The organism is Motiliproteus sp. SC1-56 (assembly GCF_017309075.1).
In the GTDB taxonomy this organism is placed as follows: Bacteria; Pseudomonadota; Gammaproteobacteria; order Pseudomonadales; family Balneatricaceae; genus Motiliproteus.
Map to the genome: position 1 here is coordinate 86,376 of NZ_JAEMGS010000005.1, position 26,472 is coordinate 112,847.

The 26,472-nt window shown below is 63.8% G+C and carries 20 protein-coding genes and 3 tRNA genes; 9 read left to right on the forward strand and 14 right to left on the reverse strand.

Features of this window, described 5'->3' with window-relative positions; genetic code table 11:
- Nucleotides 1-12: 12 nt before the first annotated feature.
- Nucleotides 13-483, reverse strand: coding sequence for an Lrp/AsnC ligand binding domain-containing protein (locus tag JGZ97_RS06915; RefSeq protein WP_207061898.1), 471 nt, complete (start codon nucleotides 481-483; stop codon nucleotides 13-15).
- A gap of 427 nt (nucleotides 484-910) precedes the next feature.
- Between JGZ97_RS06915 and putP the strand changes: the two genes are divergently transcribed.
- From putP to JGZ97_RS06935, 4 genes are all read left to right on the forward strand, one after another.
- On the forward strand, nucleotides 911-2,377 hold the full coding sequence (gene putP, locus JGZ97_RS06920; protein ID WP_207061899.1) for a sodium/proline symporter PutP: 1,467 nt from the start codon (nucleotides 911-913) through the stop codon (nucleotides 2,375-2,377).
- A gap of 278 nt (nucleotides 2,378-2,655) precedes the next feature.
- Nucleotides 2,656-6,288: a bifunctional proline dehydrogenase/L-glutamate gamma-semialdehyde dehydrogenase PutA gene (gene putA / locus JGZ97_RS06925; protein WP_207061900.1), complete on the forward strand. Its 3,633-nt coding sequence runs from the start codon at nucleotides 2,656-2,658 to the stop codon at nucleotides 6,286-6,288.
- A 461-nt stretch (nucleotides 6,289-6,749) separates the two neighbouring features.
- Entirely contained in the window at nucleotides 6,750-7,106 is a 357-nt protein-coding gene (locus JGZ97_RS06930; RefSeq protein WP_207061901.1) for a 2Fe-2S iron-sulfur cluster-binding protein, read from the forward strand.
- 406 nt (nucleotides 7,107-7,512) lie between these two features.
- A complete protein-coding gene (locus JGZ97_RS06935; RefSeq protein WP_207061902.1) occupies nucleotides 7,513-7,866 on the forward strand; it encodes a hypothetical protein in 354 nt (117 codons plus the stop codon).
- Between the two features lie 309 nt (nucleotides 7,867-8,175).
- On the opposite strand, the gene JGZ97_RS06940 is transcribed toward JGZ97_RS06935, so the two are convergent.
- The 11 genes from JGZ97_RS06940 to JGZ97_RS06990 form a co-directional block, all read right to left on the reverse strand.
- Nucleotides 8,176-8,655 carry a hypothetical protein gene (locus tag JGZ97_RS06940; protein WP_207061903.1) on the reverse strand — a complete coding sequence of 160 codons (480 nt, stop codon included), beginning with the start codon at nucleotides 8,653-8,655 and terminating at the stop codon, nucleotides 8,176-8,178.
- 265 nt (nucleotides 8,656-8,920) lie between these two features.
- The gene (gene ltaE / locus JGZ97_RS06945) at nucleotides 8,921-9,946 is read right to left on the reverse strand and encodes a low-specificity L-threonine aldolase (protein WP_207061904.1); all 1,026 of its coding nucleotides are present in this window, start codon (nucleotides 9,944-9,946) and stop codon (nucleotides 8,921-8,923) included.
- 24 nt (nucleotides 9,947-9,970) lie between these two features.
- Nucleotides 9,971-11,407 (reverse strand): AMP-binding protein, encoded by a 1,437-nt coding sequence (locus tag JGZ97_RS06950; protein WP_207061905.1) that lies wholly within the window; start codon nucleotides 11,405-11,407, stop codon nucleotides 9,971-9,973.
- On the reverse strand, nucleotides 11,389-12,375 hold the full coding sequence (gene menC, locus JGZ97_RS06955; RefSeq protein ID WP_207061906.1) for an o-succinylbenzoate synthase: 987 nt from the start codon (nucleotides 12,373-12,375) through the stop codon (nucleotides 11,389-11,391). Before menC ends, JGZ97_RS06950 begins: the two co-directional genes overlap by 19 nt.
- Before the next feature lie 15 nt (nucleotides 12,376-12,390).
- The gene (gene menB / locus JGZ97_RS06960) at nucleotides 12,391-13,245 is read right to left on the reverse strand and encodes a 1,4-dihydroxy-2-naphthoyl-CoA synthase (RefSeq protein WP_304609760.1); all 855 of its coding nucleotides are present in this window, start codon (nucleotides 13,243-13,245) and stop codon (nucleotides 12,391-12,393) included.
- 57 nt (nucleotides 13,246-13,302) lie between these two features.
- A complete protein-coding gene (gene menD / locus JGZ97_RS06965; RefSeq protein ID WP_207061907.1) occupies nucleotides 13,303-15,018 on the reverse strand; it encodes a 2-succinyl-5-enolpyruvyl-6-hydroxy-3-cyclohexene-1-carboxylic-acid synthase in 1,716 nt (571 codons plus the stop codon).
- Nucleotides 14,990-16,243 carry an isochorismate synthase MenF gene (locus JGZ97_RS06970; RefSeq protein ID WP_207061908.1) on the reverse strand — a complete coding sequence of 418 codons (1,254 nt, stop codon included), beginning with the start codon at nucleotides 16,241-16,243 and terminating at the stop codon, nucleotides 14,990-14,992. The genes menD and JGZ97_RS06970 overlap by 29 nt, the downstream gene beginning before the upstream one ends.
- A 420-nt stretch (nucleotides 16,244-16,663) precedes the next feature.
- Nucleotides 16,664-16,739 (reverse strand) — tRNA-Ala (locus JGZ97_RS06975).
- 27 nt (nucleotides 16,740-16,766) lie between these two features.
- A tRNA-Glu gene (locus JGZ97_RS06980) sits at nucleotides 16,767-16,842 on the reverse strand.
- 24 nt (nucleotides 16,843-16,866) lie between these two features.
- Nucleotides 16,867-16,942, reverse strand: a tRNA-Ala gene (locus tag JGZ97_RS06985).
- 162 nt (nucleotides 16,943-17,104) lie between these two features.
- Entirely contained in the window at nucleotides 17,105-17,716 is a 612-nt protein-coding gene (locus JGZ97_RS06990) for a class I SAM-dependent methyltransferase (RefSeq protein ID WP_207061909.1), read from the reverse strand.
- A gap of 122 nt (nucleotides 17,717-17,838) precedes the next feature.
- Here JGZ97_RS06990 and JGZ97_RS06995 point away from each other — a divergent pair, with 122 nt between their 5' ends.
- Both JGZ97_RS06995 and JGZ97_RS07000 read left to right on the forward strand, forming a co-directional pair.
- Complete coding sequence (locus JGZ97_RS06995; RefSeq protein ID WP_207061910.1) at nucleotides 17,839-18,762, forward strand: ABC transporter ATP-binding protein; 924 nt, start codon at nucleotides 17,839-17,841, stop codon at nucleotides 18,760-18,762.
- Complete coding sequence (locus JGZ97_RS07000; protein ID WP_207061911.1) at nucleotides 18,759-19,520, forward strand: ABC transporter permease; 762 nt, start codon at nucleotides 18,759-18,761, stop codon at nucleotides 19,518-19,520. The genes JGZ97_RS06995 and JGZ97_RS07000 overlap by 4 nt, the downstream gene beginning before the upstream one ends.
- Nucleotides 19,521-19,546: 26 nt before the next feature.
- Here JGZ97_RS07000 and JGZ97_RS07005 read toward each other — a convergent pair whose 3' ends face one another.
- Both JGZ97_RS07005 and JGZ97_RS07010 read right to left on the reverse strand, forming a co-directional pair.
- The gene (locus JGZ97_RS07005; protein WP_207061912.1) at nucleotides 19,547-20,950 is read right to left on the reverse strand and encodes a sigma-54 dependent transcriptional regulator; all 1,404 of its coding nucleotides are present in this window, start codon (nucleotides 20,948-20,950) and stop codon (nucleotides 19,547-19,549) included.
- Nucleotides 20,943-22,781 (reverse strand): ATP-binding protein, encoded by a 1,839-nt coding sequence (locus JGZ97_RS07010; RefSeq protein ID WP_207061913.1) that lies wholly within the window; start codon nucleotides 22,779-22,781, stop codon nucleotides 20,943-20,945. Before JGZ97_RS07010 ends, JGZ97_RS07005 begins: the two co-directional genes overlap by 8 nt.
- A gap of 474 nt (nucleotides 22,782-23,255) precedes the next feature.
- Here JGZ97_RS07010 and dctP point away from each other — a divergent pair, with 474 nt between their 5' ends.
- The 3 genes from dctP to JGZ97_RS07025 all read left to right on the forward strand — a co-directional run bounded on the left by dctP (nucleotide 23,256) and on the right by JGZ97_RS07025 (nucleotide 26,397).
- Nucleotides 23,256-24,263, forward strand: coding sequence for a TRAP transporter substrate-binding protein DctP (gene dctP / locus JGZ97_RS07015; protein WP_207061914.1), 1,008 nt, complete (start codon nucleotides 23,256-23,258; stop codon nucleotides 24,261-24,263).
- 98 nt (nucleotides 24,264-24,361) lie between these two features.
- Nucleotides 24,362-24,976: a TRAP transporter small permease subunit gene (locus tag JGZ97_RS07020; RefSeq protein ID WP_207061915.1), complete on the forward strand. Its 615-nt coding sequence runs from the start codon at nucleotides 24,362-24,364 to the stop codon at nucleotides 24,974-24,976.
- An 11-nt stretch (nucleotides 24,977-24,987) separates the two neighbouring features.
- Nucleotides 24,988-26,397 carry a TRAP transporter large permease gene (locus tag JGZ97_RS07025; protein ID WP_207061916.1) on the forward strand — a complete coding sequence of 470 codons (1,410 nt, stop codon included), beginning with the start codon at nucleotides 24,988-24,990 and terminating at the stop codon, nucleotides 26,395-26,397.
- The last annotated feature ends 75 nt before the right edge of the window (nucleotides 26,398-26,472 follow it).

Consider the following 26,472-nt stretch of genomic DNA (forward strand, 5'->3'; position numbering starts at 1 on the left):
GCCGCCGCTTGCTCAGGCGTCGCCGTCCAGCTTCGCCGGGTCATCCTTGACGTTTTCCATCACCGCAAAGGTGCTGGTGTGCTGCACGTGGGGCAGCGCGGAGATCTGTTCACCCAGCACACTACGATAGGCCGCCATGTCGGCGGTGCGCACCTTGAGCAGGTAGTCGAAGCCCGCCGCGATCATATGACACTGCTCCACCGCCGGAATCTTGCGCACCGCTTCGTTAAAGGCAGTCAACGCCTTGCTGCTGGTGTCACTGAGGCTGACTTGAACAAAGGCGATGTGATTAAGCCCCATCTTGGCCTGGTCCACCAAGGCGACGTAGCCGAGAATATAGCCCTGCTCCTCCAGGCGCCGCATGCGCACCTGGCAGGGGGTCTTCGAGAGCCCTACCCGGGAGGAGAGTTCGGTAACCGTGATCCGCGCATTCCTCTGCAGCTCACGAATGATCGCTCGGTCCAGCTTGTCCAGTTCGTCCACGGCTCCTCCAGGGGAAATTACCTTTTTCACCTTTTGACACAATCAAAAAGCAAGAAAAGACTGCATTATTTAAAAAAACAGGAAAAAAATCTATCGAACCCGGCTTAAAATAGCCGTTTGTTTCCAGGGCCGGAAATAGTCAATGAATTTCGGGGGGTTAGGGTCGCCAGCCCCGTCCCCCGGATCAGCGTCGGCGGCATACCATACCCGCCTTCAACCGTACGTTCCACTCGTGGTTCGTATTCAGTCGATTGTCGAGTCTGGGAAGGCGGGCGAATCGTTAACGTGGCAGCCCACCACCCGACACGACACGGTATGCAGCCCCATCAACGGCACGGAGCGCCTGGGGGATAAAACACCGGCCCGCCGCGAGGCTGGCCCTACAAACTTCGAATCACAACGGGATAACAATAATGAGGATCCACTCATGATCACACTTACTTTCCTGATATACCTCGCCCTGATGCTGGGGATCGGCATCGTCGCCTATCGCCGCACCCAGGACCTGTCCGACTACGTGCTCGGCGGGCGTAACCTGGGCGCCCTGCCCAGCGCCCTCTCCGCCGGCGCTTCCGACATGAGCGGCTGGCTGCTGCTGGGCCTGCCCGGCTATGCGCTTTCTGCCGGTTACGGCGCCTTCTGGCTGGCCGGCGGCCTGCTGGTCGGTACCTGGCTCAACTGGCTGCTGGTGGCCCAGCGCCTGCGGGTCTACTCCCAGCACGCCGAAGACGCCCTGACCCTGCCGGCCTTCTTCGAGAAGCGCTTCGAGGACAAGAGCCACAGCCTGCGGGTCATCTCCGCCGTCTTCGTACTGCTGTTCTTCCTCTTTTACACCAGCTCCGGCCTGGTTGCCGGCGGCAAGCTGTTCGAAACCGTGTTCGGGTTCGATTACACCCTGGCCGTCACCATCGGCACCCTCGCGGTGATCTCCTACACCCTGTTCGGCGGCTACCTAGCCGTCTCCTGGACCGACGTGGTACAGGGCCTGCTGATGGCCGCCGCGCTGGTGATCGTACCGCTGGTCGCCATGGGTGAAGTGGGCGGCATCTCCGCCACCTGGGCAGCGATCAAGGCCAGCAACCCCGAGCTGCTGAACGCCTTTACCGACACCGACGGCAACGCCATCACCGTGATCGGCACCCTCTCCCTGCTGGGCTGGGGACTGGGCTACTTCGGTCAGCCCCACATCCTGGCGCGCTTCAAGGGCATCAAGAGCAAGGATCACGTGCCCACCGCCCGCCGTATCGCCGTGTTCTGGAGCGGCCTGACCATGCTGGGCGCCTGCCTGGTGGGCTTCGCCGCCATCGGCTACCTGGACGCCCCGCTGGGTGACAGCGAGAAGGTCTTCATGGTGCTGGTCGACGCCCTCTTCCACCCGGTCATCGCCGGCATCCTGCTGGCCGCCATCCTGGCCGCGGTGATGAGCACCGCCGACTCCCAGCTGCTGGTTTCCTCCTCCGCCCTGGCGGAAGATTTCTACAAGGCCCTGTTCAACCGCGACGCCGACCAGAAGCAACTGGTGCTGGTGGGTCGTATCGCCGTGATCGTGATCGCCCTGATCGCCTACTTCCTGGCGATGGATCCCGATTCCAAGGTGCTGGAGCTGGTCTCCTACGCCTGGGCCGGCTTCGGTGCGGCCTTCGGCCCCGCCCTGATCCTCTCCCTCTACTGGAAGCGGATGAACAAGACCGGTGCCCTGGCCGGCATCATTGTCGGCGGCGTCACCGTGGTGGTCTGGAAGCAGATGTCCGGCGGCCTGTTTGACCTCTACGAGATCATCCCCGGCTTTATTTTCGCCACCCTGGCCATCATCGCAGCCAGCCTGATGACCCCGGCACCGGCCCGCACCATCGAGGCCAAGTTCGAAGAAGTCGAGGCGCTCGTCAAGAACTAAGCACCGTCCCATAGGACCGGGCGAACCCGAAACAGCGGGTTCAACCCCACCCCAAAGCCACGCTCACCGAGCGTGGCTTTTTTGTTTTCGCCAACATTTCCGCCGTCTTCCGGGGCAAGTCGTTTTGCCCGCCTCCTCACCATAAGGCTCTATTTTTTATCCAGAAAGGCAGAAACAAAAGTCTGTTTTATACTTTGATGAATATATTTTGGTGAATTCGCCTACAGGCAAAAAACTATAATCTGCCCCCTTAACGCAACAATAAAGAAGGAGCCATTATGGGACAGGTGAGCGAAAGCACTTTGACAACCGAGGCCTGCCGTTTGCTGGTACGCCGCGATTATCTGGCCGATGAAGCCCAGGCGGTGAAAGCGCTGATCGAGACCGCGCAGCTGTCCGAGGCTGACCGCCGCCAGATCTCCGCGCGCGCCGCCGAGCTGGTGCGCCAGGTCAGGGAGCAGGGCAAAACCACCATGATGGAAAAGTTCCTGGCCCAGTACGGCCTGACCACCAAGGAGGGCGTGGCCCTGATGTGCCTCGCCGAGGCGCTCCTGCGCGTGCCCGACAAGCACACCATCGACGAGCTGATCGAAGACAAGGTGGCGTCCGGCGACTGGTCTTCCCACCGGGGCAAATCCGACTACCCCCTGATTAACTCCTCCACCTGGGCCCTGCTGGTAACCGGCAAGCTGATTGCCCCCGTGGACCAAGAAGGTGTGGTGCAGACCCTGCGCGGACTGATCAAGCGCCTGGGCGAGCCGGTGGTGCGCACCGCCGTGGGCCAGGCCATGAAAGAGCTGGGCCGCCAGTTCGTACTTGGACGCACCATCGAAGAGGCGACCAAGCGGGCCCGCAAGCTGGAGAGCGAAGGCTACACCTACTCCTACGACATGCTCGGCGAAGCCGCCCGCACCGACGCCGACGCCCTCCGCTACCAGGCCGCCTACGCCCAGGCGATCAGCAAACTGGCCGCGTCCTGTAAGCACGACGACATTCGCCAGAATCCGGGCATCTCGGTCAAGCTGTCGGCGCTCCATGCCCGCTACGAATTTGCCCAGCGCGACCGGGTGATGAACGAGCTGGTGCCGCGCCTGCGCGAACTGGTGCTGCAGGCCAGCGCCGCCAACATGGGCTTCAACATCGACGCCGAGGAAGCGGACCGTCTCGACCTCTCCCTGGACGTTATCGAGGCCGTACTGGCCGATCCGCAGCTGGCCGGCTGGAACGGTTTCGGCGTGGTGGTGCAGGCCTACGGCCCCCGCGCCCGCCACGTGCTGGACTGGCTCTATGCCCTGGCCACCCGGCTGGACCGCAAGATCATGGTACGGCTGGTGAAAGGGGCCTACTGGGATGCCGAAATCAAGCGCGCCCAGGAGATGGGTCTGGAGGGTTTCCCGGTCTTTACCCGCAAGGCCAACAGCGACGTCTCCTACATCGCCTGCGCCCGCAAGCTGCTGGCGATGACCGACCGGATCTACCCCCAGTTCGCCACCCACAACGCCCACTCCGTCTCCGCCATTCAGCACCTGGCCGGCGACGAGGACAATTTCGAATTCCAGCGCCTGCACGGCATGGGCGAATCCCTGCACGACGCCGTGGTCAAGGCCCGGGGCTCGCGCTGCCGTATCTACGCCCCCGTGGGCGCGCACCGCGACCTGCTGGCGTACCTGGTACGCCGCCTGCTGGAGAACGGCGCCAACAGCTCCTTCGTCAACCAGATCGTGGACACCCGCATTCAACCCGAAGAGATCGCCCGCGACCCCTTCACGGTGGTCGAAAAAATGGGTGACCAGGTCTCCAGCCAGAGCATCGCCCGCCCCGCCGAGCTGTACGGCCAGGGCCGTCGCAACGCCCGGGGCTGGGATATCACCGACCCGGTCCAGGTCGAGAAAATTGAAGCCCAGCGCGGTGCCTTTAAAGGCCACCGCTGGCAGGGCGGCCCGCTGCTGGCCGGCCCCGTTGAGGGCGGCGAGGCGGTTCCCGTCTACAACCCCGCCAGCCCCGCCGATTGCGTCGGCGAGGTCGTCCAGTCGTCCGCCGCCGACATCGAGCAGGCCATCAGCGCCGCCCGCGTCGCCGCCGAGGCCTGGTCCGCACGGCCGGTGAGCGAGCGCGCCGCCCTGATCCGCCGGGTGGGCGAACTGTTCGAAGCGAACGCCGGCGAGCTTTTCGCCCTGGCTACCCGGGAAGCGGGCAAGACCCTGCTGGACGGCGTCGCCGAGATCCGGGAAGCCGTCGACTTTGCCCTCTACTACCCCAACCAGGCCGAGCTGCTGGATGATGCAGGCGAAGCCCGCGGCGTCATCGCCTGCATCTCGCCCTGGAACTTCCCCCTGGCGATCTTCTCCGGACAGATCCTGGCGGCCCTGGCGGCGGGCAATACGGTGCTGGCCAAACCGGCGGAGAGCACCAGCCTGATGGCCTACCGCGCCGTGGAGCTGATGCACGAGGCCGGCATTCCCAAGGATGTCATCCAACTGCTGCCCGGTACCGGCGCCACCGTCGGCGCCGCCCTGAGCAGCGACCGGCGCATCGCCGGCGTCTGCTTCACCGGCTCCACCGCCACCGCCCAGCGCATCAACCGGGCCATGGCCGAGGAAATCACTCCCGAGGCGCCGCTGATCGCCGAAACCGGCGGTCTCAACGCCATGATCGTGGATTCCACCGCCCTGCCCGAGCAGGTGGTGCGGGATGTCATCGCCTCCGCATTCCAGAGCGCCGGACAACGCTGCTCCGCGCTGCGGGTGCTCTACGTGCAAAAAGACGTGGCCGAGCACCTGCTGGAAATGCTGTTCGGCGCCATGGACGAGCTGCGCCTGGGTAATCCCTGGCAGCTCAGCACCGACATCGGCCCGGTGATTGATGAAACCGCCAAGGCGAAAATCGAAGCCCACTGCGCCCGCTTCCGGGATCAGGGGCGGGAGCTGAAGCGCCTCGAGGTCCCCGCCGAAGGCAGTTTCGTTGCCCCCACCGTATTGCAGGTGAGCGGTATCGAGGAGCTGGAAGAGGAGATCTTCGGCCCCGTCCTGCACGTAGCGACCTTTGACGCCGAGCAACTGGAGCAGGTGGTGGATGCCGTCAATGCCAAGGGCTACGGCCTCACCTTCGGCCTGCACACGCGGATCGAAAGCAGGGTGGAGCGGGTCGTGAAGCGGATCAAGGTGGGCAACACCTACGTCAACCGCAACCAGATCGGCGCCATTGTCGGCTCCCAGCCGTTCGGCGGCGAAGGCCTCTCCGGCACCGGTCCCAAGGCCGGCGGTCCCCAGTACGTGCGCCGTTTCAGAACCGCCACGGACGCCGCAAGCATCGCCCCCCAGGGTCCGGCCCAGATCGGCGCGCCGAGCCTGCAGGCCGCCATTGACCGGCTGGATAACGCACAGTGGGCGGAAGAGAAAGCCCGCCAGGCGAAAATCCAGGATGCACTCGGGGTCGCCGCCGTCCCAACCGCGCTGGACGCCGAACCCGAAGCCATGCCCGGGCCCACCGGGGAGACCAACCTGCTCTCCAACTGCCCCCGCGGCACCCTGCTCTGCCTGGGTCCGGATCGCGACACGGTGCTGGCGCAAGCGGCGACCGCCCTCTCCCAGGGCAACGCCGTAGTGCTGGTCGCACCCGGTGCCGAAGCCCTGGCAGACAAGGCCGCCGCCAAGGGGCTGCCCGTTGCCGGTATCGACGGGCTAATCACGCCGGAGGCGCTGCTCCAGGCCAGTGGATTCCAGGGAGTGGTCAGCAACGCCGACCACGAGACCCTGCGCACCTACCGCATCGCCCTGGCCGCCCGTGAAGGCGCGCTGCTGCCGCTGATCACCGAGGCCGACGCACCGGAGCGCTTCGTCATCGAGCGCCACCTGTGCATCGATACGACCGCCGCCGGCGGTAACGCCAGCCTGATCGCCGCTTCAGAGTAACCGGGACCGGGTGGCGGCGCTGCCGCCACCCGCTATCCCCCGCCCGGTGTCCCGCCCATCCTTCCTCCCCCTGCCCAGCCGCCCGGCTGGACCAAAGCCCGTACCGAGCCCGCACTAAACCACCCTGACACGGTGCCTGTTTTTCGGGTTCGGCACCAGAGACCCGGTTCCGAGGGGATCGCGCAGGCTGTGGAGGTTGACCGCGGATCATTCTCCTTCGGATTAGCGAAAAGCCCCAGTTTCAGACGCCTAACCTGCGTCACCGCAAAACCCTTCGAATGAGTGGACAAACGGCAAAAACCCTGTGAACTGTGCGACAAAAGCGCTTCCGTTGTTTCCTGCATGACAACCAGCGCCCAACCTTACTTCGTATAATCAATAATTTATTGCTGGCACACTCCTTGCGATACCCTGGCCGGCGGTATTTCGCCGCCGTGGTTATAACAACCAAGGAGAACGTTATGCCTGTCGTAACTTTTCGCGCTAAAACGGGTAAGAAAGGCGACCAAACGGTGACCTACGCGGTGGCCGGTAGCCACACCGAAACCGTATTGAAGCTGGCACAGCAACACGACGTGCCGATCGCTTTCGACTGTGAAGACGGCAACTGCGGCACCTGCTGCGTGGACGTCAGCGTCCAGGGCGATAAAGCGCCCATGGGCGGCCACCTGACCGACAAGGAACGCCAGACGCTGGTCGAGATCGGTAAGCTCAAGCGGGCAGAAATCGAAAAGACCTACACGGATGACTTCCCACCCCCACATCGACTGGCGTGCCAGTTGATCCTGCGCGACGAAGATGTTCTGGTCGAGTACTGATTCGTCGCGCATCGCCCGTGTCCGCACGGGCGACTCTTCCCGCCCCCGGCTTGCCTGCACATCGCCCGTCCCCCACCGCAACCACACGATGACCTGTAGCGCCCTGGCCGCTTATCGTTGCTGCGATTTCAGGCTGGGGGGCTGCTGCGCAATTCAGCGAAGGCTCAAAGACTTTGACAGATCAGTTGCAGAGAGATTGATGCACTAGTGGTATGAAAAGTGGCTGGTTAGCGAAAGCGGACAGTTAGATGCTGCCAATGCAGCGTTACCACTGGAGGTCAAAAAACAAGACCTGACCCCGTGGCCCTTGTGACCCCGTGGCCCTTGCGGGCCCACCGGGGAGACCAACCTGCTCTCCAACTGCCCCCGCGGCACCCTGCTCTGCCTGGGTCCGGATCGCGACACGGTGCTGGCGCAGGCGGCGACCGCCCTCTCCCAGGGCAACGCCGCGGTGCTGGTCGCCCCCGGTGCCGAAGCCCTGGCGGAAAAAGCCGCCGCCAAGGGGCTGCCCGTTGCCGGTATCGACGGGCTAATCACGCCGGAGACGCTGCTCCGGGCCAGTGGGTTCCAGGGCGTGGTCAGCAACGCCGACCACGAGACCCTGCGCACCTACCGCATCGCCCTGGCCGCCCGTGAAGGCGCGCTGCTGCCGCTGATCACCGAGGCCGACGCACCGGAGCGCTTCGTCATCGAGCGCCACCTGTGCATCGATACGACCGCCGCCGGCGGTAACGCCAGCCTGATCGCCGCTTCAGAGTAACCGGGACCGGGTGGCGGCGCTGCCGCCACCCGCTATCCCCCGCCCGGTGTCCCGCCCATCCTTCCTCCCCCTGCCCCGCCGCCCGGCTGGACCAAAGCCCGTACCGAGCCCGCACTAAACCACCCTGACACAGAAGCTGGGTATTCCCCTGTGATCGAGGCATGGTGAATCACGCCGTTCTCGTGGCACTTCCAATGGATCTGCAGGTGCCTGTTTTTCGGGTTCGGCACCAGAGACCCGGTTCCGAGGGGATCGCGCAGGCTGTGGAGGTTGACCGCGGAGCAGGCCCGCTTTGCTCACATGAGCTGTCTAGCCGATCCCAACCTCGGTAAATTTCTCTTGGCGGGCTTTTTCTCGCCACGTCTCGATGGTTCCGGACTTGATCGCTTCAAGCGCCTCCTGGAGTTTGGTGATTTCTTCCTCTTCCACACCGTATTCGTTGTCTCGCCATCCGGGGTAGCCGCTGTCGTAGATCAGAGGAGCCTTCTTGGCGATGGCGTCCTCGAGGTAGATTTTCGCCCTATCTAACTCGCCCATTGCGACGGCTGCAAAAGCCGCCGATTTACCGTAATCAAACCAGGCGCCTTCAAATTTCTCTGCACTATCGATCTTGTCGAACCAGGGAAAGGCATAGCGTTCTAACTCCGGTAGGATACGCTTTGCTTCGTTTACCGCTGCATCGTGATTCTTGGGGTACCAAGAGGCACTTAGGCGATCACCGACATGGTAAGTACCAGTAGAGGTCACTGGGTCTTCAACCAGATGAACCGAATAGTAGATGTAGAGCACCTCAGATCCCCATCGGCCGAATCCAAAGCAGATGTTGTCCAGCAAGGGGCCCCGGGGCACGGGGTCAGGTCTTGTCTTTTGACTGCAGACGAAAGAGCTATATGAGCTATACCGAACAGTCTGCAAGGGGGCCAGACGCTGACATTCGGTGATCACCGCCAGCACAACATCAAAGCACCTGACAGGAAGCATCCAACGGTCTGACTGTCACCGCCGCCCGTTCCCGTGACACCGACTCCCCGGCGAAGCCGCAAGAAAGAAGGGCTCAGCCCTTTTTGTCCAGCGGCCCGGCCAGCACCTCGGCCAAGGCCGCGGCGGCCCGTTCGATACCCGCCGGGTCGATATCCCGGTGCACCACCAGACGTAGCGTCCGACCGGGCGCAACCCTGACCCCGCGCTCGCTCAATGCCGCGCACAACGGTTGCGGGTCCACCGTCGCGGGCAGGCGCAGATAGATCATATTGGTCTGCACGGGCTCAACCTCGACCCCGGGCAGCACCACCAGGCGCTCGGCGAGCCAACGGGCTTTTTGGTGATCCTCGGCCAGATCCGGGAGATGGTGATCCAGGGCGTAGTCGGCAGCCGCGGCCAGGATACCGGCCTGGCGCATGCCACCCCCCAGCATTTTGCGGTAGCGCCTTGCGGCATCGATAAACGCAGCCGAGCCGCAGAGCATGGCGCCCACCGGGCAACCCAGCCCCTTGGAAAAGCAGAGCGACAGGCTGTCGAAATGGCAGCTGATGGCGCTCAATTCCACATCCAGGGCCGCGGCGGCATTGAAGACACGGGCGCCGTCGAGGTGAGTAGCCAATCCATGGCGTTCGGCCAGGGCGTGGGTCGCCTTGAGGTAATCGAGGCCGATCACCTTGCCGTGGTGAGTATTCTCAAGGGCCAGCAGACGGCTACGGGCAAAATGCAGGTCATCGGGCTTGATATGGGCTTCCACCCGGTCCAGCGCCAGGGTGCCGTCGGGCTCCACCGCCAGCGGCTGCGGCTGAATCCCTCCCAGGGTGGCGGCCCCGCCGGCTTCGTACAGGTAACTATGGTAATCCTGGCCGGTCAGGTACTCCTCGCCCCGTTGGCAGTGGGTCAGCAGCGCCAGCAGGTTGCCTTGTGTTCCGGAGGCTACGAACAGCCCGGCCTCCATGCCTGCCATGGCGGCGACCCGCGCTTCCAGGGCATTGACTGTCGGATCCTCGCCGTAGACGTCGTCCCCCACGGCGGCCGCGGCCATGACTTCGCGCATAGCGGCGCTGGGATGGGTAACGGTGTCACTGCGTAGGTCTATCATGAAAACTTCTCCCGAAATGAATGGCTATCGCCGTCGGCCTTCAGCGGCCAACATCCGCGTGGCCAGCTGCTGTAGCGGCTGGCGTTGAATCTTTAATGGGGTACCCGTTGTCTGCGGTAACGGAAGGTAGACACGGGGCACCTTGTAGCCCGCTATGCGCAGCCGAAGCCAAGCCCTTAAGCCCTCTGCGTCATCCGGCAGGGCCAGCCCCGCCACCAGCGCCACCGGACGCTGGCCGAACTCGGCATCATCGACCGGCACCACCACGCAGCGCTCGACCCCTGGATAACGGGCGATCCAGGCTTCAATCTCCTCGGGCTGTATGTTCTCGCCGCCGCTGATGAACTGGTTGTCCTGCCGCCCCAGCACCCGCAAGCCCTCGGCGGCGAGGTCTCCCAGGTCGCGGGTATGGAACCAGCCGTCATTATCCAGCGGCCGGCGCAACATGCCCCCCTCGTCATAGCCGAGGAACAGGGTAGCGCCGCGTACCAGGATCTCCCCGTCAGGTGCGATCTTAAGCTCCCGCCCCGGCAGGAGCCGGGCCAGCACCCCGTCCGCGTTCACCGGGCCGCTCATCACCTGCGAGCTCATCTCGGTCAGCCCGTAGCTGATCAGTACGTTGACCGATTGCGGGGCCAACCACTCCAGCAGCCCTTGGGGAAAGGCGCTGCCCCCCAGCAACAGGGTACGCAGGCAGCCCTGATCCAGCCGCCGCCCCTCGTTCTGCAACCTGAGCACCTGGGTGCTGACCGCCGATAGGTGGGTGGGGCCGGCCGCGTCGCGCACCAGATCGGCCAGGGGGCGTTCAGGATCGGGAATCTGCAGGCAGGCGCCGGCCAGCAAACAGCGGAAGATCAACGCCAGTCCGCCGACGTGGTAAAAGGGCAGTACCGCAGCCCAGCGATCGCCGGGACCAAGCGGGATCAGTTGCTGACTGCCGAGGGCGCTGGCGTGGTGGTTGCGGTAGCTGTGCAGCGCCAGTTTCGGGGTGCCGCTGCTGCCGGAGGTAAAGACGCCGGTGTAGGGGCGATCCGGACGAATCTCGACGCCGACAGGGGCGTCGTTTCCAAAGGAAGGGGGCCTGGCCGCGAACAGGCGCGGGTCGAAACCGTCCAGCGCCACGCCCTCGAGTGTTCGCTCCGTCACCAGCCAGTTCGGCACGGCGCGTTCAATCTGGGCCGCGAGCGCGGCATCCGGCTGCGATGGATTGAGTACCACCGCACACAACTCTAATCTGAGCGCCGCCAGCAGCCATCGCACGATGGCGCCACGGTCGTCCGTGGCCAACGCCAGCCGGTCCCCCGGTTGCACTCCATACTCGCTGAGCTGCCGGCACAGGTGACTGACCTCACGCTCCAGAGTCCGGAACGTGACCGCAGCGCTACCTTCCTCCAACGCCGGCTGCTCCGGCCAGCGTCCAGCGGCCCGGTAGAGTGGGCAGACTAGCTGCGCCACAGACATGTCAGTTGCTCCAGCGGCAGCAGCGGCCGGGTTGAATTGGGTAGCGGCCGGATCAGGTCCTGCGGCCAGGGCCCGAGGGTATCGAGGCCCGGCGGCTCGTCGGGGGTGAGTTCCCGCGCCAGCGCCGCCAGCTGGCCCAGCGCCAGCGGGGATTCGAAACAGCTGCTGAGCAGGGTGCGCATCCCCCGGCGGCGCGCCTGCTCCAGCCACCGCTGCAACCGACTCAGCGAGCCGACCAGGGTCGGCTTGAGGATCAACGCCTTCAACGCGGGGGAGTCGGGCAACCGCTCTCCGCATTCACTCAGGCTTTCATCCAGCCCCAGTGGCAGGCGCTGCTGTTCGGCCCAGGCCAGCGACTGCTGCAGCTGCTGGCAGGGCTCTTCGATATAGTCGATGGCGGCGCGGAGGTCCTTGCTGAGCGCGCTCGCGAACTGCTCGGCCTGTGCCCGGGTCCAGCGGCGGTTGATATCCAACCGCAACCGCAGTCGAGGCGCGTCATCGAGCAGCTGCTGCAACCAGGCGGCGTCACTGGCGGGCGCTTCGCCACCGAGTTTGAGCTTGATCGACACGGGGGGCTGGTCGCGTAACGCCAGCCATTGCCGTTGCTGCTGCTCGCGACTGCCGGCCAATAACGGGTAAGCGCCAAGGGTCGGATCGGCCACCAGCAGACCCTTATCGAGCTCCCACCGGGCGCAGTCAAAGGCGAAGGCAGCCGCCGGGGAATCCGAGGTTCGCGCCACTGGCACCTCGTCCAACCAGCCGGTTGCTAACCGTCGCAGGCGTTGCTCGGCCTGGTCCAGCGAGTCGGGACTGAAACCGGGCAGCGGCGCCGCTTCGCCCCACCCCTGGCGCTCACCATCTTGTAGTTCAAGGACCACTCCCTCGCGCACACAAAGGGTGCCAAAGGCCAGCCGTAGCGGCCGAACCAGTGGCACCCGGTAGCGATAGAGAGCGGCGCGACGGGTCATCGGCGGGCGGCTACCTCAGGGTTGGCGTTTGAATTTGCTGAACTCGGGGCGACGCTTCTCCATAAAGGCGTTGCGTCCCTCCTGTGCCTCTTCGGACATGTAGAACATCAGGGTGGCGTTGCCGGCCAGCTCCTGCAGCCCGGCCTGGCCGTCGCAGTCAGCGTTCATGGCGGCCTTCAGGCAGCGCAGTGCCATGGGTGAGTTCTGCAGCATCTCGCGGCACCAGCGTACGGTCTCGCGCTCCAGCTCCGCCACCGGCACCACGGTGTTGACCAGCCCCATGTCCAGGGCCTGCTGGGCATCGTACTGACGGCAGAGGAACCAGATCTCGCGGGCCTTCTTCTGACCGACGATCCGCGCCATGTAGCTGGAGCCGTAACCGCCGTCAAAGGAGCCGACCGCCGGGCCGGTCTGGCCGAAACGGGCATTGTCGGCGGCAATGGTCAGATCACAGATCAGGTGCAGCACGTGACCGCCGCCGATGGCGTAACCGGCCACCATCGCCACCACGGGCTTGGGGCAGGTGCGGATCTGGCGTTGAAAATCGAGCACGTTGAGGTGCTCGGTCCCCTCCCCGTCGCTGTAACCAGCATCGCCGCGGATCGACTGGTCGCCGCCGGAGCAGAACGCCTTGTCGCCGGCGCCGGTGAGGATAATGCAGCCGATCTCAGCGTCGTAACGGGCGTTGTCCAGCGCCCGCATCATCTCCTGCACGGTGCGGGGACGAAAGGCGTTGTGAACCTGGGGGCGGTTGATGGTGATCTTGGCGATCCCTTCGCCCTTGTGATAACGAATATCCGCGTACTCGGCGCTGCAATCGCGCCATTCGACCGGAGCGTAGAGTTCCGCTTCGCTCATCCCATACTTCATGATGTCCTCCAGACATAGTACCGGCGCGATCGGCGCCGGCGTCATAACGCAATGATCTTAACTGGATTTGTACGCAGCAGTAAGGCCGCGGATAAAGGCGACGCTGTCATCGGCGTCACAGCGCAGTTCGATCACCCGGTGCTGACGCCGTTGCAGCGCATCGCGGTAGTCGGCAGCAAATTCCGCCAGCGACCGCGGACAGCGGTAATCGACCCCGAACTGGGCGCAGCCGGCGGCAAAATCGAGCCCATGGGGGCGTTGATAATGAGTCTTCAATAGTTCCTGATCCGGCACCGGCAGCAGCCGGAAGATGCCGCCGCCGTCGTTGTTTAGCACCACGATAATCAGCGGTGTGTCCAGTTCGCGCAGCAGGATCAGGCTGTTGAGGTCGTACAGAAACGCGGTGTCGCCCACCAGCAGCGTCACAGGCCGCGCACTGGCCTTAGCCACCCCGGCAGCGGTGGCGGTCAGCCCTTCGATACCACTGGCGCCCCGGTTGGCCAGAATTCGCGGGGCGTTGGTCGCGGTGCCGGCTATCATGTCCAGAAGCCGGATCGCCAGGCTGTTGCCGGCCACAAGCGGCGCGCCCTCGGGAATCAGTTGCAACAGGCGGTGGACCGCGGTCGGCTCCGTCAAGCGCTCATCAGCGCTCAACTGCTGGTGAAGCGCGACGGCCAGATGGCGATTCAGCTCTGCCAGCGGCAGCTGGCACTCGGCCTCACCTTCCTCCATCAGGTCCTGGCACCAGGCGTCCGCTTCCGCGGCAAAAAACGCGCTCTGGTTACGCCCCGGCGCCAACGGGTAGTCGCCGGGGTGCACCACCCAGAACCGCTCCCAGCGGTGTTCATCGATAAACCGCTGCAGCGCCTTGGAGACCAGCCGCCCGCCGAACTGCAGCAGGTGACGGCAGTCGCGCAACGCAACGCCTGCCGGTGCCGCCAGCAGCTGGTCGGCCTGGCTGATCGCGGCGGCATCAAACTTGAGCGGCGACTGGATATCTGCGATCAGCGGCCACCCCAGCGCCTGCGCCAACGCTTTGATGGCTCGGAAAGAGCGCACCTGCGCTCCGACGACGATCACCCCGGGCGCCCCTTTGAACACCTGCCACGCAGCGGCGTCAGGCTGCGGCGCTCGCGGTGCAGGCGGCGGTTGTGTCCAGGGTTGGTCCCCCTCGCACCAGGGTGCAACAGAAGCCAGGTAGCGGCTGAAGGACTCCAGCTCGCTGCCGGGATAGAGCGGTTCGTCAAAGCGACAGTTGATCTGAACCACCCCGCCGGCGGCCCCGGCTATCAAGTCCAGCGCCTCGCCAAGCTCGGCGAGCAGGGACTCGGGAGGCGTGTCCCGACTCGGGGGTTCCAACCGCAGCACCCGGCGCGGGTAGTCCGAAAAAATATGTGTCTGGCGGATCGCCTGGTTGGCGCCGCAGTCCTGCAAGCGGGGCGGACGATCGGCGGTCAGCAGCACCAGCCGTACACCGGTCTGGCTGGCTTCAATCAGGGCAGGATAGAGGTTGGCCACCGCGGTGCCGGAGGTGGTGATCACCGCCACCGTGGCGTCACTCTGCTTGGCGATACCGAGCGCCAGAAAGCCGAGACCGCGCTCGTCGAGGTGGTGGTGCAGAGTCAATGATGGACGTCGGGCCGCCGCCAGCACCAACGGGGTCGAGCGCGAGCCCGGGGCCAGGCAGAGGTGGCGGATGCCGCGGCGCTCCAGCTCCTCCAGCAGCAACTCGGCCCAGAGCTGATTAAGATCGGGATGCGACGGCGGGAACATGCGCCTCCTGAGGTTTGGCGGAGGCCGTGCCGTGCGTAAAGAGGCTCATCGGCAGCGCAATTTTCCGCTCCAGCTCCTCCCACTCAAGGGCAGGGTCAGAGCCGGCGACGATGCCGGCACCGGCATACAGGTCCAGCGTATTTGCGCACACTCGGCCGCTGCGAATGGCCACCGCCATTTCGCTGCGCCCCGGTTCCACCGGACCGAAGCAGCCTGCATACCAGCCCCGGGTAAAAGGTTGCTGGCGGCGGATAAAAGCTGCGGCCGATGCCGCTGGCAGCCCGCAGACCGCCGCCGTCGGGTGCAAGCAGGCCAGCAGGTCCGCATCACTGACACCGGCTTTGAGCCGGGCATTAAACCCGCAGTAGAGGTGCTGCATGTTGGGCTGGTTATAGAGCCCTACCCCGGGATCCGCCTTCACCTGGTCACAGCAGCGCGCCAGTTTGGCGTTCAGGTCATCCACCACCAGGGCGTGTTCGTGGCTGAGCTTGGCGTCAACAGAACCCACGGCCGGACTCGAATCACTGTGCCAGAGGGTACCGGCCAGCGCTTCAGAGCTGAGGACCCGGTCCTCCCGCCGGAACAACCGCTCGGGCGACAGCGACAGGAATCCCCGCTCCCCATCCTGCAGGGCCAGTTGATAACAGCGTTGACTCAGGCTGCGCCAAGCGAGAAACAAACTCCACAACGGCAACGCCCTGGCGGCTGCCAGGCGCGTCCGACGGGCCAGCACCACCTTGGCGAACTCCCCTGAGGCGATCGCCCGGCGGGTGCTTTCAACTGCCGTTCGCCAGGCGGCCTGCTCGGGCTGATCCTCACGCGTCACCGGGGGCATCTCCCTCGCCGGCGTAGCCTTCCCATGCCAGCGCCGAAGCCCCTCACAGCACTCGTCCAACGCGCGCGCCGCCAGCTGGACCTGAATCCAGCATCGGCCGCTATCCCGCACCACCGCGAGGGCCGGCTGGATGAACAACACCCGCGGCCACTGCTGCCAGCCCTGGTCACGTTCAAACCCTGAGATCCAAAAAGCCAGCACGCCGTCGCTGCCCTTACGGTCCTTGAGCTGCCGCCAAGCGGCGTCATCAACCCAGCGTCGATGCCACCCCAGGGCCGCGACTTCGCGCTGGCCGTCCCGTGAACGCCAATAAAGTTTTTCCTGCCCAACCTGGGCACCGAGCCACGCCGCCAGGTCGGCCTCGGCCGCGAGTTCAGCCGGCTGGGTCAAAGAGTGCGTGCCGAATTCCGGCACCGCTGTCCGGCCTCGCTCCAACCGGCAAGCGAGTGCCTCGGCAGCCTTGATCAATGGTGTGAACGGAGTCATAAAACGATGAGAGGTCAACTAACCGGTGCAATATCGGCAATTAGACCACGATTTCATCCAAGTTGCTTCCGGGGAAACCTGTTTTTAGACCCAAGCCACCGGTTTCTACGCGGCGAGGATCACCGCAGGCGCCAATCCCGACGCGAAGGCAATTCAGGCTCTGCCTCAAGGCCGTTGGAACCGATAGGAGAGTTAGGAGAGAGGAAATATCACCAGGCACTTAAGTGGGCTTAAGCCACAATCGCTACAGGCAAACTATGGAAATAGCACCGCGAATTCCTGGCTGTTCGCGCCGAAAGGCAAGGAGAACATTCTGAAGGAAATTGGTGGAGCCTAGCGGGATCGAACCGCTGACCTCAACACTGCCAGTGTTGCGCTCTCCCAGCTGAGCTAAGGCCCCACGCACCTGCCGGTCGGCAGGAAAAGATGGCGTCCCATAGGGGGTTCGAACCCCTGTTACCGCCGTGAAAGGGCGGTGTCCTAGGCCACTAGACGAATGGGACGCAGGTAACGTTTTGGTGCGGATTTGGTGGAGCCTAGCGGGATCGAACCGCTGACCTCAACACTGCCAGTGTTGCGCTCTCCCAGCTGAGCTAAGGCCCCTCCGCAAAACGTGGGCGTATTCTATAGGTAGCCTGCGGCAGGAATCAAGGGCTTTTTTTTCAAATTTATCCTACCCCGGAAACACGCCGCCATCGCCCCTGAACGATCCTCCGAGGACTTAGCCCGCAAGCCGGCCGATTGTATGGTGGCAACGCAGATCCCTCATGCGTTTTTCGGCCAGCGGGCGGTCACCAGGAAGATGGGATAGTCGCGCCCTTCCCGGCTGACCGTGACGGCCGTGGTGAAAGCCACACCTTCAAATCCCAGCGCCTCCAGAGCTTCTCGCAAGCGCTCACGATCAAAGCCGTGGTGAAAGATGCCCGGAGTACCCGCCGGGTGGAAACTGCCGTCTTCACGGTCAAGATCAGCCAGGGCGATCTCGGCTCCCGGTTTCAGGTGCGCGGCAAAGGTTTTCAACAGGGCTTGGGTATCTTCCACGTGGTGCAGCGCCATGGCGCTCACGATCAAGTCGAACCGGCGATCCAGGGGAGCAACCAGCAGGTCCTGGCAGCAGGCTGTCACCTTGCCCGCCAGCTCAGGCTTGGCGATCAGCTTTTCCAACATGGCCGGAGAGATATCCACCGCCCAGATCTGCCGGACTTTACTGGCCAGCTGCACCGCAACCAGCCCGGTCCCGGCGCCGAAATCCATGACCTCAAGCTCAGGGGTCAACGCCAACTGGCGGTTTAACGCCGCGCCGACGCCGGCGGAGATCTGCTGGGGCAAGGGGCGCGCATCCCAGTCCGCCGCCTTGTGCTGAAAAAGATCGGCCATCGCCGCTTCTCCTGTGGCTGAAAGATTCACCAACACTAATGCAAGGCGCGTCCCGATTCCATGGTGGCCGTCGCTTTCGGGCCTATACTTGCTTTCCAGTACTTCGCTGAACCGGGGGCCACGTGAGGCCGATCATTACCGTTGAGGGGCTCAACAAAACCTACGCATCCGGTCACTGCGCCTTGCGGGATATCAATCTGGCAATAAAACCGGGGGAGATCCTGGCCCTGCTGGGCCCGAATGGCGCCGGCAAAACCACCCTGATCAGCATCGTGTGCGGCATCGTCAACCCCAGTTCCGGGCGGGTGCGCGTCGACGGCCACGACATTCAACGGGACTACCGTGCAGCCCGCGCCTGTATCGGCCTGGTGCCCCAGGAGCTCTCCACCGATGCCTTCGAGAGCGTGCTGGCGGCGGTGCGCTTCAGCCGGGGCCTGTTCGGGCGCGCGCCGAATTCAGCCTTCCTGGAAAAACTGTTACGCCAGCTGTCACTCTGGGAAAAGCGCGACAGTCGTATCATGGACCTGTCCGGGGGCATGAAACGGCGCCTGCTGATCGCCAAGGCCCTCTCCCACGAACCACGGATTCTGTTTCTGGACGAGCCCACCGCCGGAGTCGACGTGGCCCTGCGCCAGGACATGTGGCAGATGGTGCAGGAACTGCGCCAGCAGGGGGTAACCATCATTCTGACCACCCACTATATCGAGGAAGCCGAGGCGATGGCCGACCGCATCGGGGTCATCAACCGCGGCGAGCTGATCCTGGTGGAGGATAAGAGTGCGTTGATGGAACAACTGGGCACCCGCCAGTTGCGCCTGACCCTGCAACAGCCCCTGGAACAGCTGCCGCCCAACCTGTCGGGCGAGGGACTGAGCCTCAGCGAAGACGGCCAGGAGCTGGTCTACACCTTCGATGCCCAGCACGAGACCGGCATTGCCCAGCTGCTGCGCCGGCTCGACGAGGCCGGGGTGGACTTCAAGAACCTGCACTCCAAGCAGAGTTCGCTGGAGGAGATCTTCGTCGACCTGGTCAAGGAGGCACGGTGAACCTGCACGGCGTAAGCGCAATCTACCGCTTTGAGATGGCACGGGCCCGGCGCACCCTGATGCAGAGCGTCGCCTCCCCGGTGCTCTCCACCTCGCTCTACTTTATCGTCTTCGGCACCGCCATCGGCAACCGCATGGGGGACATCGACGGCATCGGCTACGGCGCCTTTATCATTCCCGGGCTGCTGATGCTCTCCCTGCTCAGCGAAAGCATTTCCAACGCCAGCTTCGGCATCTTCTTCCCGCAATTCTCGGGGACCATCTACGAAGTCCTGTCCGCGCCGGTGTCACCGTTTGAAATCGTTCTCGGGTACGTGGGCGCGGCCGCCACCAAGTCAGTGATCCTGGGGGTACTGATCCTGATCACGGCGCGGCTGTTCGTGGACTACAGCATTGTCCACCCATTCTGGACGCTGGCCTTTCTGCTCCTCACCGCGGTCACCTTCAGCCTGTTCGGTTTTATCATCGGCATCTGGGCAGACGACTTTCAGCAGCTGCAGGTCATCCCCCTGATGGTCATCACCCCCCTCACCTTCCTCGGGGGGGCGTTCTACTCCATCGAGATGCTGCCCGAGCCCTGGCAGTCCCTGACCCTGTTCAACCCCATGGTCTACCTGATCAGCGGCTTTCGCTGGGCCTTTTACGGCGTCGCCGATGTACAGGTGGGCATCAGTTTGCTGATGACCCTCGGCTTTCTGCTGCTCTGCCTGGCGGCGGTGACCTGGATTTTCCGCACCGGCTACCGGCTCAAAAGCTGAACCACCCTTTCGCGGCGCAGCGCCCTTCAGCCGGGAAGGTAATCACGCCGCCGTATCTCGTACTGTTTCATCTTGTTGTTGAGGGTCCGACGGGGCAGCTCCAACTCCTCGGTGACCGCCTGAATACTTCCCTGGTGGCGCCTGAGGGCCTGGATGATCAATTGGCGCTCAAAACTCTGCACCCGTTCTGCCAGGCTCTGGCCCGGACTGGGCGATTCTGGCTGCTCACCCTGGCCAAGCATCGCCTGAATCGATCTCGCGGCGCCCACCCCCAGCACGTAACGCTCGGCAATGTTCTTCAACTGGCGCACGTTCCCCGGCCAGTCGTAGTCCATCAGCAGGGCCAGCTCCTGCGCATCGGGTTCAACATAATCGCGCTCATACTGCAGCGCCGCCTTGTGGGCAAAGAACTCGAACAGCAGGGGGATATCGTCACGGCGCTGGGAAAGCCGCGGCAGGTGCAGCTCGACCACGTTAAACCGGTAGTAGAGATCTTCTCTGAAGCGCCCTTCGACCGACGCCCGGGCCAGGTCCTCCTTGGTGGCGGCGATCACCCACAGATCCAGTGAAATTTCCCGGTTGGAGCCGACCCGCTCCAGCTTCCGCTCCTGCAATACCCGCAGCAGCTTGATCTGAAAGTTGATGGGCATGCTCTCGATCTCATCGAGAAACAGGGTGCCGCCCTGGGCATGCTCGATCTTGCCGATGCGGCGCTGGTCCGCCCCGGTGAACGCCCCCTTCTCGTGACCGAACAGTTCGCTCTCGAACAGGTTTTCGGGGATGGCGCCACAGTTCACGGCAACAAAGGGATGCTCACCGCGACCGCTGAATTCATGCAGACAGCGAGCCACCAGCTCCTTACCGGTGCCGGTGGCACCGTTGATCACCGCATCCACCGGGGTCTGCCCCAACTGCAACACCTGCTGGCGCAGAGCCACCATGGCCGGCGACTGGCCGATCATGCGACTTTCCAGGGAGGGTCTCTGGGCCAGCAGCCGGTGCAGGTTGCGGTTCTCCAGCACCAGGCGCCGCTTCTCCCCGGCCCGCTGGATCCGGTCGATCAGCAGGTCCGGCTCCACCGGCTTTTCAATGAAATCGTAGACTCCGTCGCGCATCGCCTCCACCGCCATCCGTACGTCGCCGTGGGCGGTGACCAGCAGCACCGGCAAATCCGGGTCAAGGCGCTGCACTTCACGGGCAAAGGCCATTCCGTCCATTCCCGGCATGCGGATATCGGAGACGATCACCCGGTCGCAGCCCGGCTCGATGGCGCTCAGCGCCGTCTCCGCACTGGAATAATCCTCAACCTCCATGCCGGCCAGGTTGAGCCACTGGCGAGTGGCCTTGCGTATCGCCTCTTCGTCATCCACCAGAATCACCCGGATCGGGGGACGGTTGCGCAAGGATGAGTGGGCAAGGCTGTCAGACATGTGCGAGCTCCGCTTGTACTAGGGTCAGGCAGAAGGTGGTGCCCCGTCCGGGCTGGGGTTCGACTTCGAGGCGCCCCCCGAACTCCTCGACGATGCCGAAGGAGACCGACAGCCCCAACCCCATCCCCTGGCCGGGCGGCTTGGTGGTAAAGAACGGGTCGAACAGTTTGGGCAGGTGACCGGGATCGACTCCGCAGCCGTTGTCACGGATCCTGAGCTGCGCGTGCCCCTGCGCCGCGCTCAGGCAAATGTCGATTTTTCCCGCCGCCGTAACGGCGTCGGCCTGGATGGCGTCGATCGCGTTGCGCAACAGATTGACCAGAATCTGCTCCAGTTTGATCTCGTCAGCCCGGACCGCAACCGGGGGCGCCGGCGGCGTCCAGCTGACCTCAATATTCGATTTGGCGAGGCTCGGCCCAAGCACCAGCAGCGCATGCTCCACCACCCGGCTGAGATCAACGCTGCTGAGCGTGCCGCGGGATTTACTGGCGAAGCTTTTGAGGTGGGTAACGATGGCCGAAACCCGACGAATCAGACCATCGATATCCCCCAGGTTTTCCCGGGCCGGCGCCATGTGACCGCGCTCGACCAGCAGCCGGGTACTGGCCAGGAAGGTCTGGATCGCTGACAGCGGCTGGCTGATCTCGTGCACCAACCCTGCGGACAGCTGCCCCAGGGCCGCCATTTTTTCAGCCTGGATCAACTCCTCGTGGGTTTGGCGCAGCGCCTGTTCAGCACGAATCCGCTCGTCGATCTCCTGCTTGAGCTGAGCGTTACTCTGGTTCAGCGCCTCGGTGCGCTGCGCCACCCGTTGTTCCAGCTGCTGCTGGTGGCGCAGGCGGCTGGAGAGAAACAACCCCAGCACCGCCAGCAACGCGGTGATCAAAAACGCCACCAGCACCGCGTAGCGCTTACTTTCGGACAATGTTTTCAAATCACTGAGGTAGTAGAGCTTCCAGCCAAGCTGCTCGATGGGCCGCTGGTGCAGCAGGTAGCGCCCCGAGGGCGCCCCTGCCCTGGCGGCAGGACCGTCGCTGCCAAGACGGATCACCCGGTTGCCCCGGGGCGAAGGCGCCAGCTCCTCCAGCGCCAGGGCGCGAATGGGGTGAAGGCTGTATTTCTGGGCCTCCTGCAGCCGCCTCAAGGTCACATCGGAGAGAGGCGCCAGGGAGCGGTAACGCCAGGCCGGATTACTGGCCAGGAAAATCACTCCATCGCTGTCACTGATCCAGACGTTTTCCCCACCGGCGGCCCAGTTGGCCTCCAGGGGCGTCATGTCAATCTTGAGAACAGCCACCCCCAGCACTCGGCCTTGGTGCAATACCGGACGGGACAGAAACAGCCCCGGGCGCCCGGTGGTCACTCCAACCGCGAAAAAGCGGCCGCTGCGCCCCTGGGAAGCCTCTGTGAAGTAGGGTCGGAAGTGGTAGTTTTTGCCGACGAAGCTGAGCGGTTGCGCCCAGTTGCTGCTGGCCACCACCAGGCCGTTTGCGTCCATCAGATAAAGCGCCTCAGAGGCGGATTCTGCCTGCCAGCTCTCGAGCTTTCGATTTACGGCGTCCCGCAGATCGGCGCGCCCCGGCGTTTTTAGTAATTGCTGAACCTGATGGTCCTGAGCGGCAATAAACGGAAGATAGTCGAAGCGCCGATGCGCCGACTCGACCGTGGAGGCATACAGGTTCAGGCGCTCGGCACCGATCCGCTCAAGCTCCGTGAAGTGGGCCCGTTCGGTTAAGCTCAGCAGCACCGCGGTCAGGAGCAGCCCGAACAGCGCGGCGCCCAGGAGAATCCAGGTGGTCGTCTTTGAGTTACGCTCGGGCATGTACGGCATCCCGGATCTCCGCTCTACGGGCTCTGCTCTCACCGGTTAAGCAGTCAGGAAGTGACGCTCAACCGTGACGGTTGCTTCAAGGCGCTTCGGCAATGGACCAAGGCGCTGAATCAAGGCAATAATCAACGCAATTAACGCGCCAAGGAGTGGGGTGCGCCCCCGAAAGCCCGCCGGCCTTCCTGCCATGGTCGACAACGCCTCTGATCGCTAATCGCCCCCTGACCACAATCGGCCAAAAATGGCTGATTAAGCCGAAAACCGGCCCGATTTGCCAGCCAATTTTGGCTCATCAAACAAACCCGGCGCCCACCTCCCTGCTCGAAAGATACAGGCGCAAGACGTATCTCTTTTGATTATCAATTAATTAAGCGGTATCCGTCAGATACATACGCAACTTGGCAAAGCCTTTGCTATATCTCTGTCAGCACCCCGTCTGCCGGGTGACGATAACGACAACAATCAGAGGGTAGAAGTATGAAGGGTTTGAAAACTGCGGTTATCGCCTCGATGGCCATGGCTGGCCTGGTCGCCGGCGAGGTACAGGCGGCCACCGAGTGGAACGTGTCCCTGTGGGGCAAACGCCGTGCCTTTACTGAAAATGTCGAAAAGCTGGCTGAGCTGGTCGAGGCGAAGACCAACGGCGAGTTCAAGCTCAACATCTCCTACGGCGGCCTCTCCAAGTCACGGGAGAACCTGGACGGAATCTCTTTCGGCGCCTTTGAAATGGCCCAGTTCTGCTCCTTCTATCACAGCGACAAGAACCCCACGATCACCGTGACCGAGCTGCCGTTTTCCCAGGATGTGTCCCTGGCGCGGGTAAGCGAGATCTACCAGGAGGTGTTTGAGCACCCGGTTGTTAAAAAGGACCTGGCGCGCTGGAACGCCACCCTGCTGATGCCCACGCCGATGCCCCAGTACAACATCGTCAGCAAGGGCGAACCCCTGACCGCCCTGGAGGGCTTTGACGGACTGCGCGTACGCGGGCCCGGGGGAATTATGGGTGTACTGGGCAAGCTCGGCGCAGTGAAAACCGGCGTTCCCTTTGCCGAGGTGCGCCAGTCCATGGATTCAGGCGTCATCGACGCCGCCTCCTTCGCCCCCCACGCCCACCTGGCGGCCAATACCCTCGCCGTGGGACAGTGGGCCACCACCAACTTGAACCTCGGCTCGGCCAACTGCCCCGTGGTGGTCAACACCGACGCCCTGGAGATGCTGGAGCCGGCCCACCGCGAGGCCCTGCTGGGTTCCGTGGATGAGGCACTGGATTACTACGTTCAAAACTACGAGCAGAACACCACCGCCAAGTACGAAGCCGCGCTCAAGGAGCAGGGGCTGACCCAGGTGACCTTTACCCCCGAGCAGACCGCCAAACTGAACGAGCTGGCCGACTCCGTCCGCCAGGAGTGGGTCAAGAAGTACGCGGGCCAGTTCGATGCTCAGGCGCTGTTTGACTTCACCGCCAACCTGTTCGCCGAGAAGTAACCCCCTCCCCGCGTCGGGCGCTACGGTCCGGGTCTCCTGACCGTACCGCCCGACCGGCTCCGTCTGTTTTTCCCGCATTCGCAAAAAGGGGGAATGTTATGTCTGCCGCCGCATCTGTTTTGTCCGACGACTCGCTGCTGAGTCGCCTCGACCGTTGGTTTTTCCGTTTCGAGTCCCTGCTCAACCTGGCGGGAGGGATCGCGATTTTTCTGCTGGTGCTGCTGGCAACCGTCAACGTGCTGGGCCGCTGGCTGCTATCTGCGCCGATCAGTGGCTATGTCGACTGGGTCGAGCAGGCCATGGCCTTTATCGCCTTTTTCGGCCTCGCCTACACCCAGCGCATGGGCGGGCATATTCGCATGGATATTCTGGTCGGCCAGTTTCGCCGCCGCTGGCTCTGGTTTACCGAACTCTTGACCACCGTACTGATGCTCCTGGTGACCCTGGTGCTGATCTACGGGTCCTACCTGCACTTCTGGCGCGCCTACTCCATCGGCGACTCTTCACTGGATATCAACCTGCCCACCTGGCCTGCCAAACTGGTGGTGCCGCTGGCCCTCAGCGTGCTGGCCTTACGCCTTGTGCTGCAGATCTGGGGCTACCTACGCGCCCTGCGCAAAGGGGGGGACAGCCCGGTCGCGGTGCCCCTGATCGAGTCCGCCGCCGACGTGGCGGCCAAAGAAGCGGGATCCGTTAGCGGACACGACCACTAGGAGCCCTGACCATGACCGAACTCTTTCAAGCCATGGGCAGCATGGACTCCATCGATATCGGCCTCTGGGTCTCCGGCGCCATGTTGCTGTTCGTGGTGCTGGGCGTGCGGGTCGCCTTCGCGGCGGCCATCGCCGGCTTTCTGGGCTTGCTGTGGATCTTCTCCGCCAAGCTCGGGTTTGAACGGGGCTTTCTGGTAGCGGTGAAGATGGCCGGCACCATCCCCCACTCCAAAGTCTCGTCCCTGGCCCTGTCGTTGATTCCCACCTTTATCCTGATTGGCTACCTGGCTTACCACGCCGGCCTCACCCGCGCCCTGTTCGAGGCGGCCAAGCGCTGGGTCGGCTGGCTCCCCGGCGGCATGGGGGTGGCGACAGTGTTCTCCACCGCGGGCTTTGCCGCGGTCTCCGGGGCCTCAGTCGCCACTTCGGCGGTCTTCGCCCGCATCGCCGTGCCCGAGATGCTCAAGCTCGGCTACGACAAGCGCTTCGCCGCCGGGGTCGTGGCCGCCGGCGGCACCCTCGCCTCCCTGATTCCACCGTCCGCGATCCTGGTCATCTACGCCATCATCGTCGAGCAGGACGTCGGCGCACTCCTGATGGCGGGCTTTCTGCCCGGTTTCGTCTCGGCGTTGATCTACGGCGGCCTGGTGATCCTCCTGGCCATGACCCGCAAGGATTTCGGTCCGCCGATCACCGGCTACAGTTGGAAGCAGCGGCTGGAGTCGGTTCCCGGCGCGCTGCCGATCTTCTTTGTCATCGCCATCATCATGGTCTGCATCTACGGCGGGGTCGGCACCCCCACCGAGGCCGGCGCCCTGGGGGCCAGCGTGATCCTGTGCATGGCGCTCTACCACGGCAGCCGCTGGAAAGAGCTCAAGAGCTCGCTGATGGAAACCGCCAAGCTGTCGGCGATGATCTTCGCCATCATCTGGGGCGTGCTGATCTACGTCCGCTTTCTCGGCTTTGCGGATCTGCCCAGTGCCTTCTCCGACTGGATCGTCGGCCTGGAGCAGAGCCCGATGCTAACCTTGCTGCTGATCCTCTGCGCCTACGCGGTACTCGGCATGTTCATGGATGCCATCGGCATGCTGCTGCTGACCCTGCCGGTGGTCTACCCGGCGGTAATCGCCCTCAACGGCGGTGCGGACGTGCTGGCCGCCGATTCGGCCTTTGGGGTCTCGGGCACCGGTTGCGCCATCTGGTTCGGTATCATCGTGGTGAAGATGGCCGAGCTCTGCCTGATCACCCCGCCCATCGGCCTGAACTGCTTCGTGGTCGCCGGCGTGCGTCCGGAGTGTTCGGTACAGGACGTGTTCCGCGGCTGCATTCCTTTTTTCGTAGCGGACGTGGTGACCATCGCGGTGCTGATCGCCGCCCCCGGCATCGTGCTCTGGCTACCGGCGCTGGTCGGTTACGCCTGAACATGACTACGGCGAGCACTGCCGCGAAAAGGGCTTGCCTGGCGGGGCGCTGGCCGAGCGCAACACCCCCTTCCT